This window comes from Brenneria sp. L3-3C-1 (assembly GCF_016456245.1).
Classification (GTDB): domain Bacteria; phylum Pseudomonadota; class Gammaproteobacteria; order Enterobacterales; family Enterobacteriaceae; genus Brenneria.
Genome location: NZ_JAEMHF010000002.1, coordinates 267,973 through 287,318, shown reverse-complemented (window position 1 = coordinate 287,318; position 19,346 = coordinate 267,973). Strand labels below are relative to the sequence as shown.

General features: G+C 54.6%; 11 protein-coding genes. 5 read left to right on the top strand and 6 right to left on the bottom strand.

Annotated elements, in window-relative coordinates; genetic code table 11:
• Nucleotides 1–10: 10 nt before the first annotated feature.
• The 3 genes from nrdB to ubiG all read right to left on the bottom strand — a co-directional run bounded on the left by nrdB (nt 11) and on the right by ubiG (nt 4,764).
• Nucleotides 11–1,141 carry a class Ia ribonucleoside-diphosphate reductase subunit beta gene (gene nrdB, locus JG725_RS07750; protein ID WP_172289756.1) on the bottom strand — a complete coding sequence of 377 codons (1,131 nt, stop codon included), beginning with the start codon at nt 1,139–1,141 and terminating at the stop codon, nt 11–13.
• 102 nt (nt 1,142–1,243) lie between these two features.
• Entirely contained in the window at nt 1,244–3,529 is a 2,286-nt protein-coding gene (gene nrdA, locus JG725_RS07745) for a class 1a ribonucleoside-diphosphate reductase subunit alpha (RefSeq protein ID WP_172289757.1), read from the bottom strand.
• 515 nt (nt 3,530–4,044) lie between these two features.
• Nucleotides 4,045–4,764, bottom strand: a complete 720-nt coding sequence (gene ubiG / locus JG725_RS07740) for a bifunctional 2-polyprenyl-6-hydroxyphenol methylase/3-demethylubiquinol 3-O-methyltransferase UbiG (protein WP_199377486.1) — start codon at nt 4,762–4,764, stop codon at nt 4,045–4,047.
• Nucleotides 4,765–4,972: 208 nt separating this feature from the next.
• Here ubiG and gyrA point away from each other — a divergent pair, with 208 nt between their 5' ends.
• Together gyrA and rcsC are read left to right on the top strand one after the other, a co-directional pair.
• Nucleotides 4,973–7,615: a DNA topoisomerase (ATP-hydrolyzing) subunit A gene (gene gyrA, locus JG725_RS07735; protein WP_199377484.1), complete on the top strand. Its 2,643-nt coding sequence runs from the start codon at nt 4,973–4,975 to the stop codon at nt 7,613–7,615.
• Between the two features lie 127 nt (nt 7,616–7,742).
• Nucleotides 7,743–10,598, top strand: a complete 2,856-nt coding sequence (gene rcsC, locus JG725_RS07730) for a two-component system sensor histidine kinase RcsC (protein WP_199377482.1) — start codon at nt 7,743–7,745, stop codon at nt 10,596–10,598.
• A 119-nt stretch (nt 10,599–10,717) separates the two neighbouring features.
• Here the strand turns inward: rcsC and rcsB are convergent, their stop codons facing one another.
• From rcsB to JG725_RS07715, 3 genes are read right to left on the bottom strand one after another with little or no spacing between them, the layout of a single operon-like run.
• A complete protein-coding gene (gene rcsB / locus JG725_RS07725) occupies nt 10,718–11,374 on the bottom strand; it encodes a response regulator transcription factor RcsB (protein ID WP_172289761.1) in 657 nt (218 codons plus the stop codon).
• Nucleotides 11,367–14,042: a phosphotransferase RcsD gene (gene rcsD, locus JG725_RS07720; protein WP_172289762.1), complete on the bottom strand. Its 2,676-nt coding sequence runs from the start codon at nt 14,040–14,042 to the stop codon at nt 11,367–11,369. Before rcsD ends, rcsB begins: the two co-directional genes overlap by 8 nt.
• A gap of 16 nt (nt 14,043–14,058) precedes the next feature.
• Nucleotides 14,059–15,228 carry an MFS transporter gene (locus tag JG725_RS07715; protein WP_172289763.1) on the bottom strand — a complete coding sequence of 390 codons (1,170 nt, stop codon included), beginning with the start codon at nt 15,226–15,228 and terminating at the stop codon, nt 14,059–14,061.
• A 227-nt stretch (nt 15,229–15,455) separates the two neighbouring features.
• On the opposite strand from JG725_RS07715, the gene menF reads away from it, so the two are divergent.
• From menF to menH, 3 genes are all read left to right on the top strand, one after another.
• Entirely contained in the window at nt 15,456–16,784 is a 1,329-nt protein-coding gene (gene menF / locus JG725_RS07710) for an isochorismate synthase MenF (protein ID WP_172289764.1), read from the top strand.
• 107 nt (nt 16,785–16,891) lie between these two features.
• The gene (gene menD, locus JG725_RS07705) at nt 16,892–18,568 is read left to right on the top strand and encodes a 2-succinyl-5-enolpyruvyl-6-hydroxy-3-cyclohexene-1-carboxylic-acid synthase (protein WP_199377480.1); all 1,677 of its coding nucleotides are present in this window, start codon (nt 16,892–16,894) and stop codon (nt 18,566–18,568) included.
• A complete protein-coding gene (gene menH / locus JG725_RS07700) occupies nt 18,568–19,344 on the top strand; it encodes a 2-succinyl-6-hydroxy-2,4-cyclohexadiene-1-carboxylate synthase (protein WP_199377478.1) in 777 nt (258 codons plus the stop codon). Before menD ends, menH begins: the two co-directional genes overlap by 1 nt.
• The last annotated feature ends 2 nt before the right edge of the window (nt 19,345–19,346 follow it).

Sequence of the window (19,346 nt, the reverse complement as noted above, 5' to 3'; positions counted from 1 at the left end):
CCGGCACCCATCAAAGCTGGAAATCGCTCAGATCATCGGCGTTCATTTCAGAGTCGATCTGACCCACCAGATAGGAGCTGACCTCCACTTCCTGCGGCGCGACCTGAACGTTATCGGAAACCAGCCAGGCGTTAATCCACGGGATCGGGTTGGTGCGGGTTTCAAACGGCAGCGCCAGACCCACCGCCTGCATACGTATATTGGTAATATATTCCACATACTGGCAGAGAATTTCTTTGTTCAGCCCAATCATCGAGCCGTCGCGGAACAGGTATTCCGCCCACTCTTTTTCCTGCTGGGCGGCGAGCACGAACAGGTCATAACACTCCTGCTGGCACTCTTCGGCGATTTGCGCCATATCCGGATCGTCATGGCCGCCGCGCATCAGGTTCAGCATATGCTGCGTCCCTGTCAGATGCAGCGCTTCGTCGCGGGCAATCAGCTTGATGATTTTGGCGTTGCCTTCCATCAACTCACGTTCGGCAAATGCGAACGAACAGGCAAAGCTCACGTAGAAGCGGATCGCTTCCAGCGCGTTAACGCTCATCAGACACAGATACAGTTTCTTTTTCAGTTCATACAGGTTAACGGTAACGGTTTTGCCGTTGACCTGATGCGTGCCTTCGCCCAGCAGATGATAGTAGCTGGTCATTTCGATCAGCGTGTCGTAGTAAGCGGAAATGTCCTTGGCGCGTTTGAGAATTTCCTCATTGGTGACGATGTCGTCAAACACCAGCGACGGATCGTTGACGATGTTGCGGATAATGTGGGTGTAGGAGCGCGAATGGATGGTTTCCGAAAATGCCCAGGTTTCCACCCAGGTTTCCAATTCGGGGATGGAAATCAACGGCAGCAAGGCGACGTTCGGGCTGCGCCCCTGAATGGAATCCAGCAATGTCTGGTATTTCAGGTTGCTGATAAAAATGTGTTTTTCATGATCTGGCAATGCCTGATAGTCGATGCGATCGCGGGAAACGTCGACTTCCTCCGGGCGCCAGAAGAAAGAAAGTTGTTTCTCAATTAGTTTCTCAAATATTTCATATTTCTGCTGATCGAAACGGGCGACGTTAACCGATTGACCGAAGAACATCGGTTCAAGCAGTTGGTCATTTTTATTCTGCGAAAAAGTGGTGTAGGCCATTGATATCTCCAAAAGAACGCGAGGTTGCCGACAAACCCTCCCGGCTTCTCCCTGGGACAAAAGGGGGAAGTGGAGCGTTCGTCGGCAGCCTATGTCCGTAGCTTAAATCTTGCAGGCGCCGCCTTCGCAACCATCGTCCTGCGGCTCCGCCAGCAGATCGTCCTGCGCATCTTCGGCGCCGTCACGGGTGTTTTGATAGTAGAGCGTTTTGACGCCGAATTTATAGGCGGTCAGCAAATCTTTCAGCAACTGCTTCATCGGCACTTTCCCCGACGGGAAGCGTGACGGGTCATAGTTGGTATTGGACGAAATCGCCTGATCGACAAATTTCTGCATTACTCCGACTAGTTGCAGATAGCCGTCGTTATTGGGCATTTCCCACAGCAGTTCGTAAGCGTCTTTCAGCGTTTCATATTCAGGCACCACCTGACGCAGGATCCCGTCTTTCGACGCCTTAACGCTGATATGGCCGCGCGGCGGTTCAATGCCGTTGGTGGCGTTGGAAATCTGCGAAGAGGTTTCCGATGGCATCAGGGCCGACAACGTCGAGTTGCGCAGACCGTATTCTTTAATGTCGTTACGCAGCGATTCCCAGTCGTAATGCAGCGGTTCGTTACAAATCGCGTCGAGATCGCGCTTGTAGGTGTCGATCGGCAAGATACCCTGCGAGTAGGTGGTTTCGTTGAACCACGGGCAGGCGCCTTGCTCGCGCGCCAGCACGTTGGACGCTTTCAACAGATAATATTGAATCGCTTCAAAGGTGCGGTGCGTCAGATTGTTGGCGCTGCCGTCGGAATAGCGCACGCCGTTTTTCGCCAGATAGTAAGCGAAGTTGATGACGCCGATGCCCAGCGTACGACGCCCCATCGCGCCGCGTTCGGCCGCCGGGATCGGGTAGTCCTGATAGTCCAGCAGGGCATCCAGCGCGCGTACCGCCAGCGTCGCCAGCTCTTCCAGATCGTCCAGGCTGTCGATGGCGCCGAGGTTAAAGGCGGACAGCGTACACAGCGCGATTTCGCCGTTTTCGTCATTGACGTCATACAACGGCTTGGTCGGCAGCGCGATTTCCAGACACAGGTTGGACTGGCGCACCGGCGCGATGTGCGCGTCAAACGGGCTGTGGGTATTACAGTGATCCACGTTCTGGATATAAATACGACCGGTTGACGCGCGTTCCTGCATCATCAGCGAGAACAGATCCACCGCTTTGATGCGCTGCTTACGGATGCTGTCGTCATTTTCGTATTGCACGTACAGACGTTCAAATTCGTTCTGATCGGCAAAAAAGGCGTCATACAGCCCCGGCACGTCAGAGGGGCTGAACAGCGTAATGTCGCCGCCTTTCACCAGACGTTGGTACATCAGCTTGTTAAGCTGTACGCCGTAGTCGAGATGACGGACGCGGTTGCCTTCCACGCCGCGGTTGTTTTTCAGCACCAGCAGACTTTCCACTTCCAGATGCCACAGCGGATAGAACAACGTTGCCGCTCCGCCGCGCACGCCGCCCTGAGAGCAGGACTTAACCGCGGTCTGGAAGTGCTTATAGAACGGGATACAGCCGGTATGAAAAGCTTCGCCGCCGCGGATCGGGCTGCCCAGCGCGCGAATGCGGCCGGCGTTGATGCCGATGCCGGCGCGCTGGGAGACGTATTTGACGATGGCGCTGGAGGTGGCGTTGATGGAGTCCAGGCTGTCGCCGCACTCGATCAGCACGCAGGAGCTGAACTGGCGGGTCGGGGTGCGCACGCCGGACATAATCGGCGTCGGCAGGGAAATTTTAAAGGTCGAGATCGCATCGTAGAAACGCTTTACGTAATCCAGGCGGGTTTCACGCGGATAGCCGGAGAACAGGCAGGCGGCCACCAGGATATACAGGAACTGCGCGCTTTCGTAGATGTCGCCGGTGACGCGGTTCTGCACCAGATATTTCCCTTCGAGCTGCTTGACCGCCGCATAAGAGAAATTCATATCGCGCCAGTGGTCGATAAAACCGTCCATGACGGCGAACTCTTCCGCGCTATAGTCTTCCAGCAGATGTTTGTCGTATTTTCCCATCTCGACCATTTTGCCGACGTGATCCAGCAAGGCGGGCGGCTCAAACCGGCCGTAGGCTTTTTTACGCAGATGGAAGATCGCCAGACGCGCGGCCAGATACTGGTAATCGGGACTTTCACGCGAGATCAGGTCGGCCGCCGCTTTAATGATGGTTTCATGAATATCGGCGGTTTTGATGCCGTCATAAAACTGAATGTGGGAGCGCAGTTCCACTTGAGAAACAGAGACGTTATGTAATCCTTCCGCGGCCCAGGTAATGACTCGGTGGATTTTATCCAGATTGATTCTTTCTTTACTGCCATCGCGTTTGGTTACTAGCAGGCTCTGGTTCATGGGATGTAACACCTATCCGTTTTTTTAACCCTACATTGGTTGCGTCATACAAAATAAAGCGCCAGGCACAGTCGTACCTTTTCGCCGGATGCAAACACTATATATAGGGGGGTGAGTTTAGTTTGATAACAAGATAGTGAGAAAAACGGGTTATTGCAAGTGAACAAAATCAGGCTAAATTGTGGATAACTTGGGTAGTAAATGTTATTGATTTGCTAAATGCCGGTTCGCTCGCGGCCTCTGCTCATGTCAATACATCGGGATAAAAAAACTAAATAATTGATCGGTTGCCGCTTTCTTGTTCGCGATGCGAATTATCGCCTTGCGCAATGCATAAAACCGCCGCTGAAGCTCGGAATCGTCTGATTCATGTTGTGTCTTTGTAGGGGGCAGGGGATGCCCGTCTGCGAGTTGAGAGTCCCCAGAAATTTGGGGAAGCGTTCCTGTCCGGCGCGGCGCTGGCTTTCGCGGCGTCCATGCCGCTTACCTCAGCGCTTGCACGGGTATAACGCGTTTTACGCTTCGTGCCGGGTGTGCAGCATATAATTGACCTCCACATTCGGGCAGAGCTTGAAGTGGTCGGTCAGCGGGTTATAGCTTAAGCCGGTGATATGTTTTTCGCGCAGCGGCGTGGCGTCGATCCAGCCGATCAGTTCGGCGGGGCGGATGAACTTTTTAATATCGTGCGTGCCGTGCGGCAGCATATTCAGGATGTATTCGGCGCCGACCACCACCATCAGCCAGGCTTTGGCGTTGCGGTTAATGGTGGAGAAGAACACGTGACCGCCCGGTTTGACCAGACTGGCGCAGGCCTGAACCACCGACTGCGGATCGGGAACGTGTTCCAGCATTTCCATGCAGGTCACGACGTCGTATTCGCCGCGGTGCGCCTCGGCATGCGCTTCCACGGTTTCCTGAATGTAATTTACCGCCATGCCGCTTTCCAGCGCATGCAGACGGGCCACCTGCAACGGCTCCGCGCCCATGTCCAACCCCGTGACCTCCGCGCCTTCGCGCGCCATGCTTTCGGCCAGAATGCCGCCGCCGCAGCCTACATCCAGCACTTTTTTGCCAAACAGCCCTTCGGCATGCTGTGAAATGTAGCCCAGACGCAGCGGGTTGATGCGGTGCAACGGTTTGAACTCGCCTTCCAGATCCCACCAGCGTGAAGCAATGGCTTCAAATTTGGCGATTTCCTGATGGTCGACATTCGGGGTTTGCTGTTCTGCATTCATATGCAATCACGACCTTTGGTTATCTTCATTGGCTGCGAGTATATCGCCAGCGCCGGTAATGTTGTAGTTATCATCGATTTTCCTACGGCGTGACCGGGCGGATATCCTTTGTCGCTTGCCGGGGAGTTTTCCCCAAAACGGCGGTTTGTGATATACTTTTTCACCTTTTGAACTCGGGTAGATGCATAAATAGAGGGATAGCGGCTCCATGAGCGACCTTGCCAGAGAAATCACACCGGTCAACATTGAAGAAGAGCTGAAAAGCTCGTATCTGGACTATGCCATGTCCGTTATTGTCGGGCGTGCGTTACCAGATGTTCGTGATGGACTAAAACCGGTACACCGTCGCGTACTATACGCGATGAGCGTATTGGGGAACGACTGGAATAAGCCTTACAAAAAATCCGCCCGTGTGGTCGGGGATGTGATCGGTAAATATCACCCGCACGGTGATACGGCCGTTTACGATACGATTGTGCGTATGGCGCAGCCATTTTCACTGCGTTATATGCTGGTCGACGGCCAGGGCAACTTCGGTTCCATTGACGGCGACTCCGCGGCGGCAATGCGTTATACCGAAGTTCGCATGTCGAAGATCGCCCATGAACTGTTGGCCGATCTGGAAAAAGACACCGTTGATTTTGTGCCGAACTATGACGGCACGGAACAAATTCCCGACGTCATGCCGACCCGGATCCCTAACCTGCTGGTCAACGGCTCTTCCGGTATTGCGGTCGGGATGGCGACCAATATTCCGCCTCATAACCTGACGGAAGTGGTTAACGGCTGTCTGGCGTATATCGACGACGAAAATATCAGCCTTGAAGGCTTGATGGAGCACATTACCGGGCCTGATTTCCCGACGGCCGCCATCATTAACGGTAAGCGCGGTATCGAAGAAGCCTACCGTACCGGACGCGGCAAGATTTATATCCGTGCCCGCGCCGAAGTGGAAGCGGACGCTAAAACCGGGCGTGAAACCATCATCGTGCATGAAATTCCTTATCAGGTGAACAAAGCGCGCCTGATTGAAAAAATCGCCGAGCTGGTGAAAGACAAGCGTATTGAAGGGATTAGCGCGCTGCGCGACGAGTCTGACAAAGACGGTATGCGTATCGTCATTGAGATTAAACGCGACGCGGTCGGCGAAGTGGTGCTGAACAATCTGTATTCTCAGACGCAGCTTCAGACCTCTTTCGGCATTAATATGGTGGCGCTGCATCAGGGCCAGCCGAAGATCATGCCGCTGAAAGATATTATTTCCGCGTTTATTCGCCACCGCCGCGAGGTGGTTACCCGGCGGACGATTTTTGAACTGCGTAAAGCCCGCGATCGCGCGCACATTTTGGAAGGTCTGGCGATTGCGCTGGCGAATATCGATCCGATTATCGAATTGATCCGCCGCGCCCAATCCCCGGCGGAAGCAAAAGCCGGATTGATCGCCCAATCGTGGGAGCTGGGTACGGTTTCCGCGATGTTGGAACGGGCGGGCGATGACGCCGCGCGTCCTGACTGGCTGGAGCCGGAGTTCGGTATCCGCGAGGGTCGTTATTATCTGACCGAGCAACAGGCCCAGGCGATTCTGGATCTGCGTTTGCAGAAACTGACCGGCCTGGAGCATGAAAAACTGCTGGATGAGTACAAAGAGCTGCTGGCGCAGATTGCCGAGTTGCTGCACATCCTGGCAAGCCCGGAACGCCTGATGGAAGTGATCCGCGAAGAGCTGGAAGCCATCCGGGATCAATACAGCGATAAACGCCGTACTGAAATCACCGTCAATACCGCGGACATCAACATCGAAGATCTGATTAATCAGGAAGATGTCGTCGTGACCTTGTCGCATCAGGGTTACGTCAAGTATCAGCCGCTGAGCGATTATGAAGCGCAGCGTCGCGGCGGACGCGGTAAATCCGCCGCCCGGATTAAAGAAGAGGATTTCATCGATCGTCTGCTGGTGGCCAACACCCACGATACGATCCTGTGCTTCTCCAGCCGCGGTCGTCTGTACTGGATGAAGGTCTATCAGTTGCCGGAAGCCAGCCGCGGCGCGCGCGGCCGCCCGATCGTCAACCTGCTGCCGCTTGAGCCGGATGAACGTATCACCGCCATTCTGCCGGTGCGTGAATATGAAGAAGGTCGCCACGTCTTTATGGCTACCGCCAGCGGTACGGTGAAGAAAACCGCGCTGACTGAATTCAGCCGTCCGCGCAGCGCCGGGATTATTGCCGTTAACCTGCACGATGGCGATGAGCTGATTGGCGTCGACCTGACCGACGGCAACGACGAAGCGATGTTGTTCTCGGCGGACGGGAAAGTGGTTCGCTTCAGTGAGAGCGCTGTTCGTTCCATGGGCCGTACGGCAACCGGGGTTCGCGGTATCAATCTGCAAGGCGAAGATCGCGTCGTTTCCCTGATCATTCCGCGCGGCGAAGGGGATATCCTGACCGTGACGCAGAATGGTTTCGGTAAACGTACCGCTGTGGGCGAGTACCCGACCAAATCGCGCGCCACGAAGGGCGTTATCTCCATCAAGGTCAGCGAGCGTAACGGTAAAGTGGTTGGCGCAGTGCAGGTTGACGCCGCCGATCAGATCATGATGATCACCGATGCCGGTACGCTGGTTCGTACCCGCGTGTCTGAAGTCAGTATTGTCGGGCGCAACACCCAGGGTGTTACGCTGATCCGTACGGCGGAAGATGAAAAAGTCGTTGGTCTGCAACGTGTGGCGGAACCGGTGGAAGATGAAGAGTTGGATGGCGTGGTCAGCGTTGACGGTGAAATTGCCGAAGACGACGATGCCGTCGACGACATTGATGCCGATGACGACATCGCGGAAGACGACGAAGAATAAGCCGTCGTTTTAGCCGCAATAACCCTGAGCCAGCGTGTGATGCGCTGGCTTTTTTTATGCAGGATCGGTAGTGTATCGACAGGTTTATGGCGCTCGTTAATCTTTTTCTTAATCCAACGGTATCCACTTGAAATATCTCGCCTCGTTCCATACGACATTGAAAGTCTCCCGCTATTTGTTTCGGGTGGTGGCCGTTATGCTGTGGGTGCTTGGCGCGCTGATATCTGTGTTTTATATCAGTAAGACGCTGGATAAAAAAGAATCAGAACTGCGCCAGGAATATAACCTGAGCTTCGATCAAGCTCAGGGATATATTCGTCACGCGGCCGATGTGGTGCGCGAGCTTAAATATTTGGCGGCAAACCGCCTGATGAACGCCGCCGCCGGCAATCAACACCCGCCGGCGGATGAGAGCTCGACGTTATCGATTTATCCCTTATATCCCGGGGCGAGTTGCGCGGTTAATGGTGGGGGAAATAATAGCCCCCTGGCGTCGTTAAGTGATTTTTTTACCGGCTGGCGAGAAAATTTTTCGGCGGTGTACGATCTGAACCGGGTATTTTTTGTCGGCGGCGATCGGCGCTGTATGGTGGATTTCGGTATCCGCAACCCGTCGCTTGATCGCGATAACCTGCTTAAAAACGTTCAGGATCGTTTTCTGGAGCAGAAAAACACCATTCCTTCCGTCGCCCGGGATGAAACCGTCTACTGGATTACCCCGGCCTCAATACCGGACGTCGGTTATCTGTATGCGCTGACGCCGATTTATATCGGTAATAAGCTGGAAGTGATCATGGGGATCGAGCAGACGATCCGCCTGGACGATTTCGTCTCTTTGGGGAAATTCCCGATAAATGTCAAACTGATCAATCAATATAATCAGACGGTTTTGCAGTTTGCCGAGGGCGTGGGCCGTTACACCTCTTCGGTGAGCAATTATCCGATAGAGCATAATTACTTTGGCTACGTGAATGGCTATGATGAAATTATCCTGAAAAAAAATCTGTCGCCCACGTCTTTCAGCATCATTTATTCGTTGCCGTTAAAAGTATTACTGTCTCATATCGGCACGTTGATAATTAATATGGCGGCGCTGAATGCGCTATCGGCTTTATTGCTGTTTGCGCTGGCGTGGATCTTTGAGCGGAAAATGCTGTTGCCTGCCGAAGTCAATGCGTTCCAGTTGGAAGAAAACGAACAGTTTAACCGTAAAATTGTGGCATCCGCCCCGGTGGGGATTTGCATCCTGCGCATTAACGACGGCACCAATATTCTCAGTAATGAGCTGGCGCATAATTACCTGAACTTGCTGACGCATGAAGATCGCCTGCGCATTACCCGCATTATCTGCGAGCAGCAATCCAAGTTCGTCGATGTGATGACCAGCCGAAACCATCATCTGCAAATCAGCTTCGTGCATTCGCGCTATCGTAATGAAAACGTGGCGATTTGCGTGCTGCTGGATGTCAGCGCCCGGGTGAAAATGGAAGAGTCGTTGCAGGAAATGGCCAATGCCGCGGAACAGGCGAGCCAGTCCAAATCGATGTTCCTGGCCACGGTGAGTCACGAATTGCGCACACCGCTGTATGGCATTATCGGTAATCTGGACTTATTACAAACCAAAGCCCTGCCCAAGGATGCGAATCGTCTGGTCGCGGCGATGAATAATTCATCCTCGCTGTTGTTGAAAATCATCAGCGATATCCTCGATTTTTCCAAGATTGAATCTGAACAGTTGAAAATCGAACCCTGTGAGTTCGCGCCTCATGAGGTGATCAGCCACATCACCAGCAATTATTTACCGCTGGTGGTGAAAAAACGTCTTTCGCTGTACTGCTTTATCGATCCGAATGTGCCGGTGAGCCTGTCCGGCGATCCGGTGCGTTTGCAGCAGGTGTTGTCCAACCTGTTGAGCAACGCCATTAAATTCACCGATACGGGATGCATTATTTTCCAGGTGGGCTGCCGTGACGGTTATCTGGAATTTCAGGTGCGCGATACCGGGGTCGGGATCCCGTCCCGTGAAACCGTGAAGCTGTTTGATCCGTTCTTTCAGGCCGGCAGCGGCGTGCAGCGTCATTTCCAGGGCACCGGGCTGGGGCTGGCGATCTGTGAGAAACTGGTCAACCTGATGGACGGCGATATCACCATTGAGTCGGAGCCGGGGTTGGGCAGTCAGTTCGGCATAAGGCTTCCTCTCTATAAGGCGCGCTATGTCCCGGTGGCGATTAATGCCGGTTTGCAGGGGAAAAAGTGCTGGCTTATGGTGCGTAATGCGCGGCTGGAGTCTTACCTGCTGGCTTTTCTACAGGCGCACGGGCTACAGGCTTGCCGCTATCAGCGCCAGACGATCGCCGCTGATGATGTGATCGTCAGCGATTATGCGCTGTCGCAGACGTTTGAGGCGCGGGCGCATATTGAAATTAGCGGTTCGCATACCGGTTCGGCGCAGGAAATCAGCCCCGGTCATTGGCTGCACAGTACCTCTACGCCACAGTATCTCCCAGATTTACTGGAGAAAATTTACCGTGCGGATATAAACGATAGCTCGCATTCCGCACTTTCGACGCCGTTGACCCGCTATGGCCGTATCGAGAATGGTGACATCATGATTCTGGTGGTCGATGATCATCCGATTAACCGGCGCTTGCTGGCCGATCAGCTTGGATCGTTGGGGTATAAGGCGATGACGGCAAACGACGGCGTAGACGCGTTGAGCGTATTAAGTAAAAACAACATCGATCTTGTGCTGACCGACGTCAATATGCCGAATATGGATGGTTACCGATTAACCCAGCGTTTACGTGAATCAGGGCGGACGTTCCCGGTTATTGGCGTCACGGCGAATGCGCTGGCTGAAGAAAGACAGCGCTGTTTACAGTCGGGCATGGATAATTGTTTATCAAAACCGGTAACGCTGGATACCTTGCAGCAGACACTGACGTATTACAGCAACGTTGTGCGTCAGGTGAAAGAAACCTGAGTAAAAAAATCGCCTTACGCCCTCCTCTGTGAAGGGGAGGGCCGGGGGATTAAATAGAAAGGATGCGAAACTCAGGCAACGTTATCCGCTGCCTGTTGCCGTGCCGGTCGGCGCTTTGCTTACTCTTTTTCTGCTTGCGGCGTATGGCCGTTCACCGAAGAAAGGTAATTCAGCAGCGCAATATCGTTATCCACGCCTAATTTTGTCATGGCTGATTTTTTCTGGCTGCTGATGGTTTTAATACTGCGGTTCAGTTTCTTGGCAATTTCGGTTACCAGAAAACCTTCGGCGAATAACCGCAATACTTCGCTTTCTTTCGGCGACAGACGCTTGTCGCCGTAACCGCTGGCGCTGATCTTTTCCAGCACTTTGGAGACGCTGTCCGGCGTGAATTTTTTCCCTTTCTGCAATGCCGCCAGGGCTTTGGGTAAGTCCGTCGGCGCGCCTTGTTTGAGTACGATGCCTTCAATATCCAAATCCAGCACGGCGCTCAGAATAGCCGGGTTATTGTTCATGGTCAGAACAATAATAGAGAGATGGGGAAAATGGCGTTTAATGTATTTAATTAACGTTATGCCGTCGCCGTATTTATCTCCCGGCATGGACAAATCGGTAATTAAAACGTTGGCGTCCAGTTTTGGCAGGTTATTGATCAAGGCCGTCGAATCTTCAAATTCGCCCACCACATTGACCCATTCAATTTGTTCAAGCGACTTTCTGATGCCGAAAAGGACAATAGGATGGTCGTCGGCAATAATTACGTTTAGGTTACTCATCGTTTTGGTTACTCATAGGTTGGCTACCTTGCTGTAGTAATGCACTGACGAATCCTCCAATTTCATGAAGGTTATTTTCAATCCGTACACTATCGCGCGCGGTAATATGCTGTTCAAGCTGCTCACACAGCTGTTTGCCGGGATGCAGATTTAACATGGCAAACACGCCTTTCAGCCGATGTGCCGTTTGCGCAAGTGATGAAAAATCGCCCTGTTGCGTCTCAGTATACAGCCTCTTTAAATCATCCGGTACTGTCTCGACAAACAGAGAATAATAATCACTTGACGCCAATTGACGGGCGTAGGCATCAGTATCATGGTTATCCTCCGCCGACGCCGTATCCACCGGTATTTCCAGCTGTTGCTCAATCAATTTCAGCAGCGCTTCCAGCAAGAGCTGGCTGATATTATAATTCGCCCGCAGCCGATGCGATCCCAGAGAAACCAACTCGGTATCATCGCCGCTGAGCAATATGGAATAATTCGCGTTTCTTTCCGGATCGTCGGTGACGCACAGATCGGCCTGCTGATTGACCTGACGATCGTCGACCAGCAGATAATTGGCGCCCCAGCCGGTAAGCATATGGCTAACGATATGCCGTACCTCATCTGAGGTGATATCCAGTAAGACATTAATGCCGTCCAGCAGCTTCTCTTCCTCGACCGGCAAGGCTTCCGGCTCCGCGGTTACCGTCAAAATATAGTGTGTGCCCAGCCCCGGTTTACTGTTGATATGCAACTCGCCGCCCAGTTTATGGCACAGTTGATTGCACAGGAATAGGGTCAATCCTGAATTTTGACTGAAGCGATCCGCCGTCGTCGGATTTAAAAAGGGGTAGTCAAGATTATCCTGCTCGTTTCCCGAGATCCCGGCGCCGGTATCGCTGACCTGAACGATCAGTTTTTTCGGCTCATTGGCGTCACGATCGACAGAAACCGTAATCTTGCCGTAGTCAGTATTGGTGATGGCGTAATTCAGCAGCAACGACAGGGTTTTCTTCAGCAGTTCGCTATCGCCCAGATAGGTTTGGTTAATATCCAGTTTGTAATGGTTAAACAGGCCGAGCCCTTTTTGGTTAATCTTCGGCAATAATTCCAGCAATAAATTATCCACGACGGTCAGCGGAGAAAAACGCGCATGGGCGGGCTGCCATTGCTGCGTCTCCAGTTTTTCCTGCAAGGCGATGTTTTCCAGCAATTCGATGGCGCAGCCGGCCTCGGTCAAAAGCTGTCGGACGATCTGCCGCTGTTCCGCAATATCATCGGTGCGGCGCAGGGAAAGGATACTCTGCCGTAGGGAAAGCAACGGTTGTTTGAATTCGTTCAATAGATTTTTGAACAGATGCCTTCTGGCCTGAACGTTTTTCTCATATTCACGCTGCGCCAACTGTAGCTTTTTATTAACCAGAATTTCTCTGTCCTGTTCGCGCAGCAGAAACAGACAATAGTCGGGCGAATATTGACTACGTAACTGGCGTATTTCATACATTTCATTATTCACCGTGACCTGAACGACCCCCTGATGTTCGTCGGCCATATTGGTGATTTTTTGCAGACTGAGGTGCGGCAACAAGTTCTCCGCCAGTTCATTCTGCATGATGACTTTGTTGCTGCTGAAGTCATAAATCAGTATGCCCATCGGAATATTGCCGATGGTTTCATTATAGATATTCAACTGCTTTCTCAGACGTTGCGACAGGTCTTCGCCGGGGTGCGCATTTTTTTTGCGAAACGAATACAGTCCGGAAAACGCCAGCAGCAGCAAGACCAGATTCAGCAACAGCAGCCACACATTGTTGCGCAGCATATCGGTGACCAGCACTTTTATCGGGACCTGGAAAACGATTTTTACCGGCGCATTGACCAGCAGAGAGGATATCTCCAGGAATGAACCGTTCAATTGAGCGGTCGTCATATCCTCGCTGCCGCTGTTGGCGTCAAAACTGCTTGGTATGTCTTGCCGCAGCATAAAATTCTCGCGCGACATATTGGCCGGGATCAAATCGTTAATCGGTAAGTCGAAGGCAATGATGGTCGCCAGATGGCCGGGCTGATTGAAAGTGGTTCGCAGTGTGAAATAGTAATTGTTGTAAAATCGCAGTTTGCGAATGGGAGAGAAGCTTTCGCGCTCATCCAATGCGTTGGCCTGTTGCAGCATTTCCGTGCGGCGCGCTTCGGCGATCGCGGTGATATAGTTTCCCCGGAACTGGGATGAGATGTCTTTCAAGGTCTGGGTTGAAATCATCGTCAGGCTGTTATCGATGCCGTTAAGATAATACATGGTATAAACATCGCTTTCCGCGCCCCACAGGATGTCCAGATAGCGCGATATCCGGCGTACGGAAACCAAGGTGCTTTCATCATGCTGACCGAATATCAACGCATCGGTTTTTTGGCCGTTTTTCTCCACGTAAAACACATTCGGCATCAGATTGATGGAGTTGATCGGGGCGTCGGCGAGCGGTGGCTCGTTGTTCAGGCCGCCATATATCTGATAGGTAAAGAAACGATAAGTATCAATGCGCTTTTGGACGCCTTGCGCGATGTCCGTCAATGCGTGCTTTTTCTCGGTCAGCCAGCTACTGAGGTAGTTATAGCTAAACAAGCCGGTCACCAGCAGCAAAAGCACGATGAACAAAGCAAAATAGCGCATTATTATTGCGGGCATTGATTAACGCTCCTGATTAACGGATAACGGCGCGCGCGCTGGCGCTGACGATCAATAACAACAGCGCGACGCTGCCAAATGCCACCGCCAGACTGCTTAGCTGAGCGATAAACCCCAGCAGCGTCGGGCCGATTAGAATACCAGCGTAACCGACAGTCGTAATCGAGGCGATAGCCAGATTCGCCGGCATAATTTTTTGATTACCCGCCGCGCTGAAAAGGATCGGAACCACGTTTGATGCGCCAATCCCCACCATGACGAAACCGAGGACGGCTATCGCCGCATTGTCGATGCTGATGGCCAACAGCAGGCCCAATGCCGCGCAAAGGCTTCCTCCCATCAGGACGGCGTAACGCCCCAGCGCATTGACGATACGATCGCCCTTCAGTCTGCCCAACGTCATCGCCACGGAAAACGCGGCATAGCCGATGCCTCCCTGGGCGCTGCTCAGGTTACGCTCCACGGTTAAAAACAACGCGCTCCAGTCGAGTATCGCTCCCTCGGTCAGAAACATAATAAAGCACAGCAGGCCGATAAACATCACCCAACCCCGCGGGATCACAAATAGCGGGCCGCCCTCGGCGTGGCGGGTGGCGCGCAGCAGATGGCTTTGCGCCACAGACAGCAAGATAAGGAACACCACGACAATCGTCAGAATCGCCATCAGGGGAGACAAGCCCAGCCACAGCAACATGCTGACCCCGCCCGCGCCGGCGATCCCGCCAATGCTGAAAAAGCCGTGAAAGCCGGACATCATCGCCCGCCCGCCGGCCTGTTCGACAATGATCGCCTGAATATTCATGGATACGTCGATCATGCCGATGGCCGCGCCGAAAAACAGCAGCGTAATCGCCATCAGCGGCAGCGTATCTGCCTGCGTCAGCAGCGGCAGCACCAGACAAAGCGCGGCGCCAGCCAGCAATATAACGGTTCTGCATCCCAGTTTGCCGGTCAGCAATCCGGTGAATGGCATCGCCAGCAGCGAACCGATGCCGAGGGAAAGCAACAACATTCCCAAAGAGGCGTCGCTGATTGCCAGACGATTTTTAACCAGAGGCACTAACGGCGCCCAGGAGGCCATCGCCAAACCGGCTACAAAAAAAGTGATACGCGTGGCGACCTGCGCTTTTTTGCCCGGCTGTTTTTGACTGATACAGGACGCGTCGGAACTCAGTGTGGTGCTCATAAATGGAACGATACTACCTAAATGGACGAAATAAGGGCTTCTTTCTACCATAATTACCTAGCTGAATCGAAGAGTTCATCGCCTCCCGCTCAAGGAGGGCGTAATAATCAGATAAGTTAACCTCGGTGGCGTGAAAGATAAGCCGCGGACTCTCTGCATAACCTCTCACCCACGGCGCCATTTTTTCCGTATAATCCCGTCCTTTACGTTAGGATACCGGGGTTACGTTGAAACAACTTTCCGACTTGTTGCGATACATGCAGCAGGATTTGCGCGAACCACAGCCCGCAAGCGCGGGGTTCAGACAGATAACGCGTTCATTGACCCTCAGTGAACCGTCTGAATTATTGTCGTGGCTGGCGACGCAGCCCGCGTATCCGCAGTTTTACTGGCAGCATCGACAGGAAAACGAAGAGGCGGCGGTTTGCGGGCGCGTCTGCGGCTTTCAGCGGATTCAGGATGCGGAAGCGTTCCTTGTGCAACAAGATTGTGACCAGAACGTGCGGATCTGGGGGCTGAACGCTTTTGACCAGACCTCCGCCGAGAGGGAACGGGGCGTATCCCCCGGCTATCTCTTCTTGCCGCGCGTCGAGTTATTACGGCAGGGAAATACGCTGAGCCTGCGCATAAACTTATTCAGTGAAACCTCATTGCAACTGGATGCCGAGGAAGCGTCGGCATTCATCAATTTTCTGTTGCCGATGCGTCCGTTGCCGCCCTTGCAGGCCGAGATCAACGCGGTTGAGCATCAGCCGGATCGCCGGGACTGGGACAATCTGCTGCGGCGGGCGTTGCGGGATATCGCCGCCGGAGAAATGAAGAAAGTGGTTCTGGCAAGAGCGACGACGCTAACGCTGGCGCGGCCTTTGCGGGCCACGACCTTTATCGCGGCCAGCCGCGCGGTCAATCACCGCTGTTTCCATTTCATGCTGGCCCATGACCCCGGTCAGGCGTTTCTCGGCTCCAGTCCCGAGCGGCTTTATCGTCGCCGTGATTTGCTGCTCGAAACCGAGGCGCTGGCCGGCACGGTGGCGAGCGATAAAGATGAGCGTAAGCGCGCGGCCCTTGCCGATTGGCTGATGACGGATAGCAAAAATCAGTACGAAAATATGCTGGTGGTGGATGATATTTGCCGGCAGTTGCAACCGTCGGCGCTGACGCTGGATGTGATGCCGCCGGAAATCGTCGGTTTGCGCAAAGTACAGCATCTGCGTCGCGCCATTCAGGCTGAGTTGCGGGAGCGGTCGGACGCCGTTTGTCTCCATGATTTGCAGCCCACCGCGGCGGTGGCCGGTATTCCCAGAGGCGTCGCGCGACGCTTCATCGCCGAGCATGAGCCGTTCGAGCGCGGTTGGTATGCCGGTTCCGCGGGCTATCTGTCCCGTCGGCAGGCGGAGTTTTGCGTCGCATTGCGTTCGGCCGAAATCAGCGACAATATTTTGAAGCTGTACGCCGGCGCCGGCATTGTGGCGGGTTCTGATCCGGAACAGGAATGGCTGGAGCTGGAAAACAAAGCCGCCGGGTTAAAATCCCTGCTAGAGGGCGATGTGTCATAGTTTTGTTTTATGTCTGTTGTGTCCCGTACGGGTTTATATCAAAGTCGGCGGAACGGAAAAAATTATAATTATTGTCAGAAACCGCAACCTGGATTGTTGAGTAAAACATGTCGACAAGTGTATTTAATCGTCGCTGGGCAACGTTGCTGCTTGAGGCGCTGACCCGTCATGGCGTCCGCCATATCTGCATTGCGCCCGGCTCCCGTTCTACGCCGCTGACGCTGGCCGCCGCCGAGCATGGCGCATTGATTTGCCACACCCATTTTGACGAGCGGGGATTAGGGCATTTGGCTTTGGGGTTGGCGAAAGCCGCCGACGAACCGGTAGCGATTGTGGTGACGTCAGGCACGGCGGCCGCGAATCTTTATCCGGCGATTATCGAGGCGGGGCTGACCGGCGAGCGTCTGGTGGTGCTGACCGCCGATCGCCCGCCTGAATTGATCGACTGCGGCGCCAATCAGGCTATTCGCCAGCACGGGCTCTATGCCGCTCACCCAACGTTGGCGCTGAATCTGCCGCGCCCGACGCCCGATATTCCGGCCCGCTGGCTGGTATCCGCGCTGGACAGCGTCATGGCTCAACTTACTCACGGCGCGTTACACATTAATTGTCCGTTTGCCGAACCCTTATATGGCGCCGATGATGACGCCGCATACCGCGACTGGTTAATGGCGCTGGGCGACTGGTGGCGGCACGACGACCCCTGGCTGCGTGAAATGCGGCGCGCAGCGTTGGCGGTTCAGCGTGACTGGGATGAATGGCGGCAAAAGCGCGGGGTGGCGATTGTCGGGCAGGTCAGCCCGGCGCAGGGCGCGCAGATCGCGCAGTGGGCCGCCGCGCTTGGCTGGCCGCTGATTGGCGATGTGCTGTCGCAAAGCGGTCAGCCGTTGCCTTGCGCGGATCTCTGGCTGGCGCATCCGGCGGCGGCCGCATGTTTGCGGCAGGCCGACATTGTGGTGCAGTTCGGCGCGAATCTGACTGGGAAACGGCTGTTACAGTGGCAGGAACACTGCCAGCCGCAGACGTTTTGGCTGGTGGATGCGCTGCCCGGCCGTCTGGATCCGGCGCACCATCGCGGTCGCCGCCTGATTGCCGATATCAGCGACTGGCTTGCGGCGCATCCGGCTTTGACGCGGGCGCCCTGGGCTGACGAACTGAGCGCTTACGCTTTGCGGGCGCAACGGCATGCCGCCGCCTATTTGGCCGATCGGTTTGGCGAAGCCCAACTGGCGCACCGCCTACCGGAATTGTTACCCGCGGAGGGGCAACTGTTTGTCGGCAACAGTCTGGTGGTTCGCCTTATCGATGCGCTGGCGCAGTTACCGCAGGCGTACCCGGTGTACGGCAATCGGGGAGCCAGCGGCATCGACGGCTTGATCTCGACCCTGGCGGGCGTCCAGCGGGCGAATGGCAAGGCGACGCTGGGGATCGTCGGCGATCTGTCCGCGTTGTACGATCTCAATGCGCTGGCTTTGCTGCGCCACGCTCCGGCGCCGCTGGTGCTTATCGTGGTAAACAATAACGGCGGGCAGATATTTTCGCTGCTGCCGACGCCGGCGGCGCAGCGGGAGGCATTTTACTGTATGCCGCAAAACGTGGAGTTCAGTCATGCCGCCGCCATGTTCGGGCTGAATTATGTCCGGGCGGATAACTGGACCCAGCTTTCCCAATCCGTTGCGAAGGGCTGGGAGCAGGGCGGCGTAACGCTGTTGGAGGTGGTCGTCCCGCCGAAAGACGGCGCGGAAACCCTCAACGCTTTAGTCTCGCAGGTCGCCGCTTGGTAATGCACAGCCAGAAAGTCGTCGGCTGCGATCCCGCGCCCTCGCAGCCGTGGCTGGTATGTCTGCACGGTCTGTTGGGCAGTGCCGAAGACTGGCGGCCGATAGCGCCGTTTTTCACCCACTGGCCGTTGCTGCTGGTGGATTTGCCGGGGCATGGCGGATCGCGCGGCGTGACGCCCGGCGGTTTTGCGCAGATGAGTCAGCGGTTGAACGCCACCTTGCAGCGGCAAGGCATTGAGCGTTATTGGCTGCTGGGGTATTCGCTGGGCGGCCGCATCGCCATGTATCATGCCTGTTGCGGACAGCATCATGGTCTGCAAGGGTTATTGGTCGAGGGAGGAAACCCGGGGCTGCCGGTGCGGTCATTACGCGAAGAGCGCGTCTTGCATGATGCGCGCTGGGCGCGGCGTTTTCGCCATGAACCGCTGGAAACCGTATTGCATGACTGGTATCAGCAGGCGGTTTTTGCTGATTTAACCGCCGAACAGCGCGCCAATCTCGTCTCCCTGCGCCGCCACAATCATGGCGCGGCGGTGGCGGATATGCTGGAGGCCACCTCGCTGGGGCGTCAGCCCTGGCTGGGAGAAAAACTCCGGCGGTTGGCGGTTCCTTTTGCTTATCTGTGCGGCGCCAGAGACGCTAAGTTTCAGGCGCTGGCGCAGCAGTATGCTTTGCCGTTGTTGAGCGTGGCGCAGGCCGGCCATAATGCGCATCAGGCCAATCCGGCGGCGTATGCCGCACGGATACTTTCTTTTATTTCGCATCCCGTTAAGGACTAATT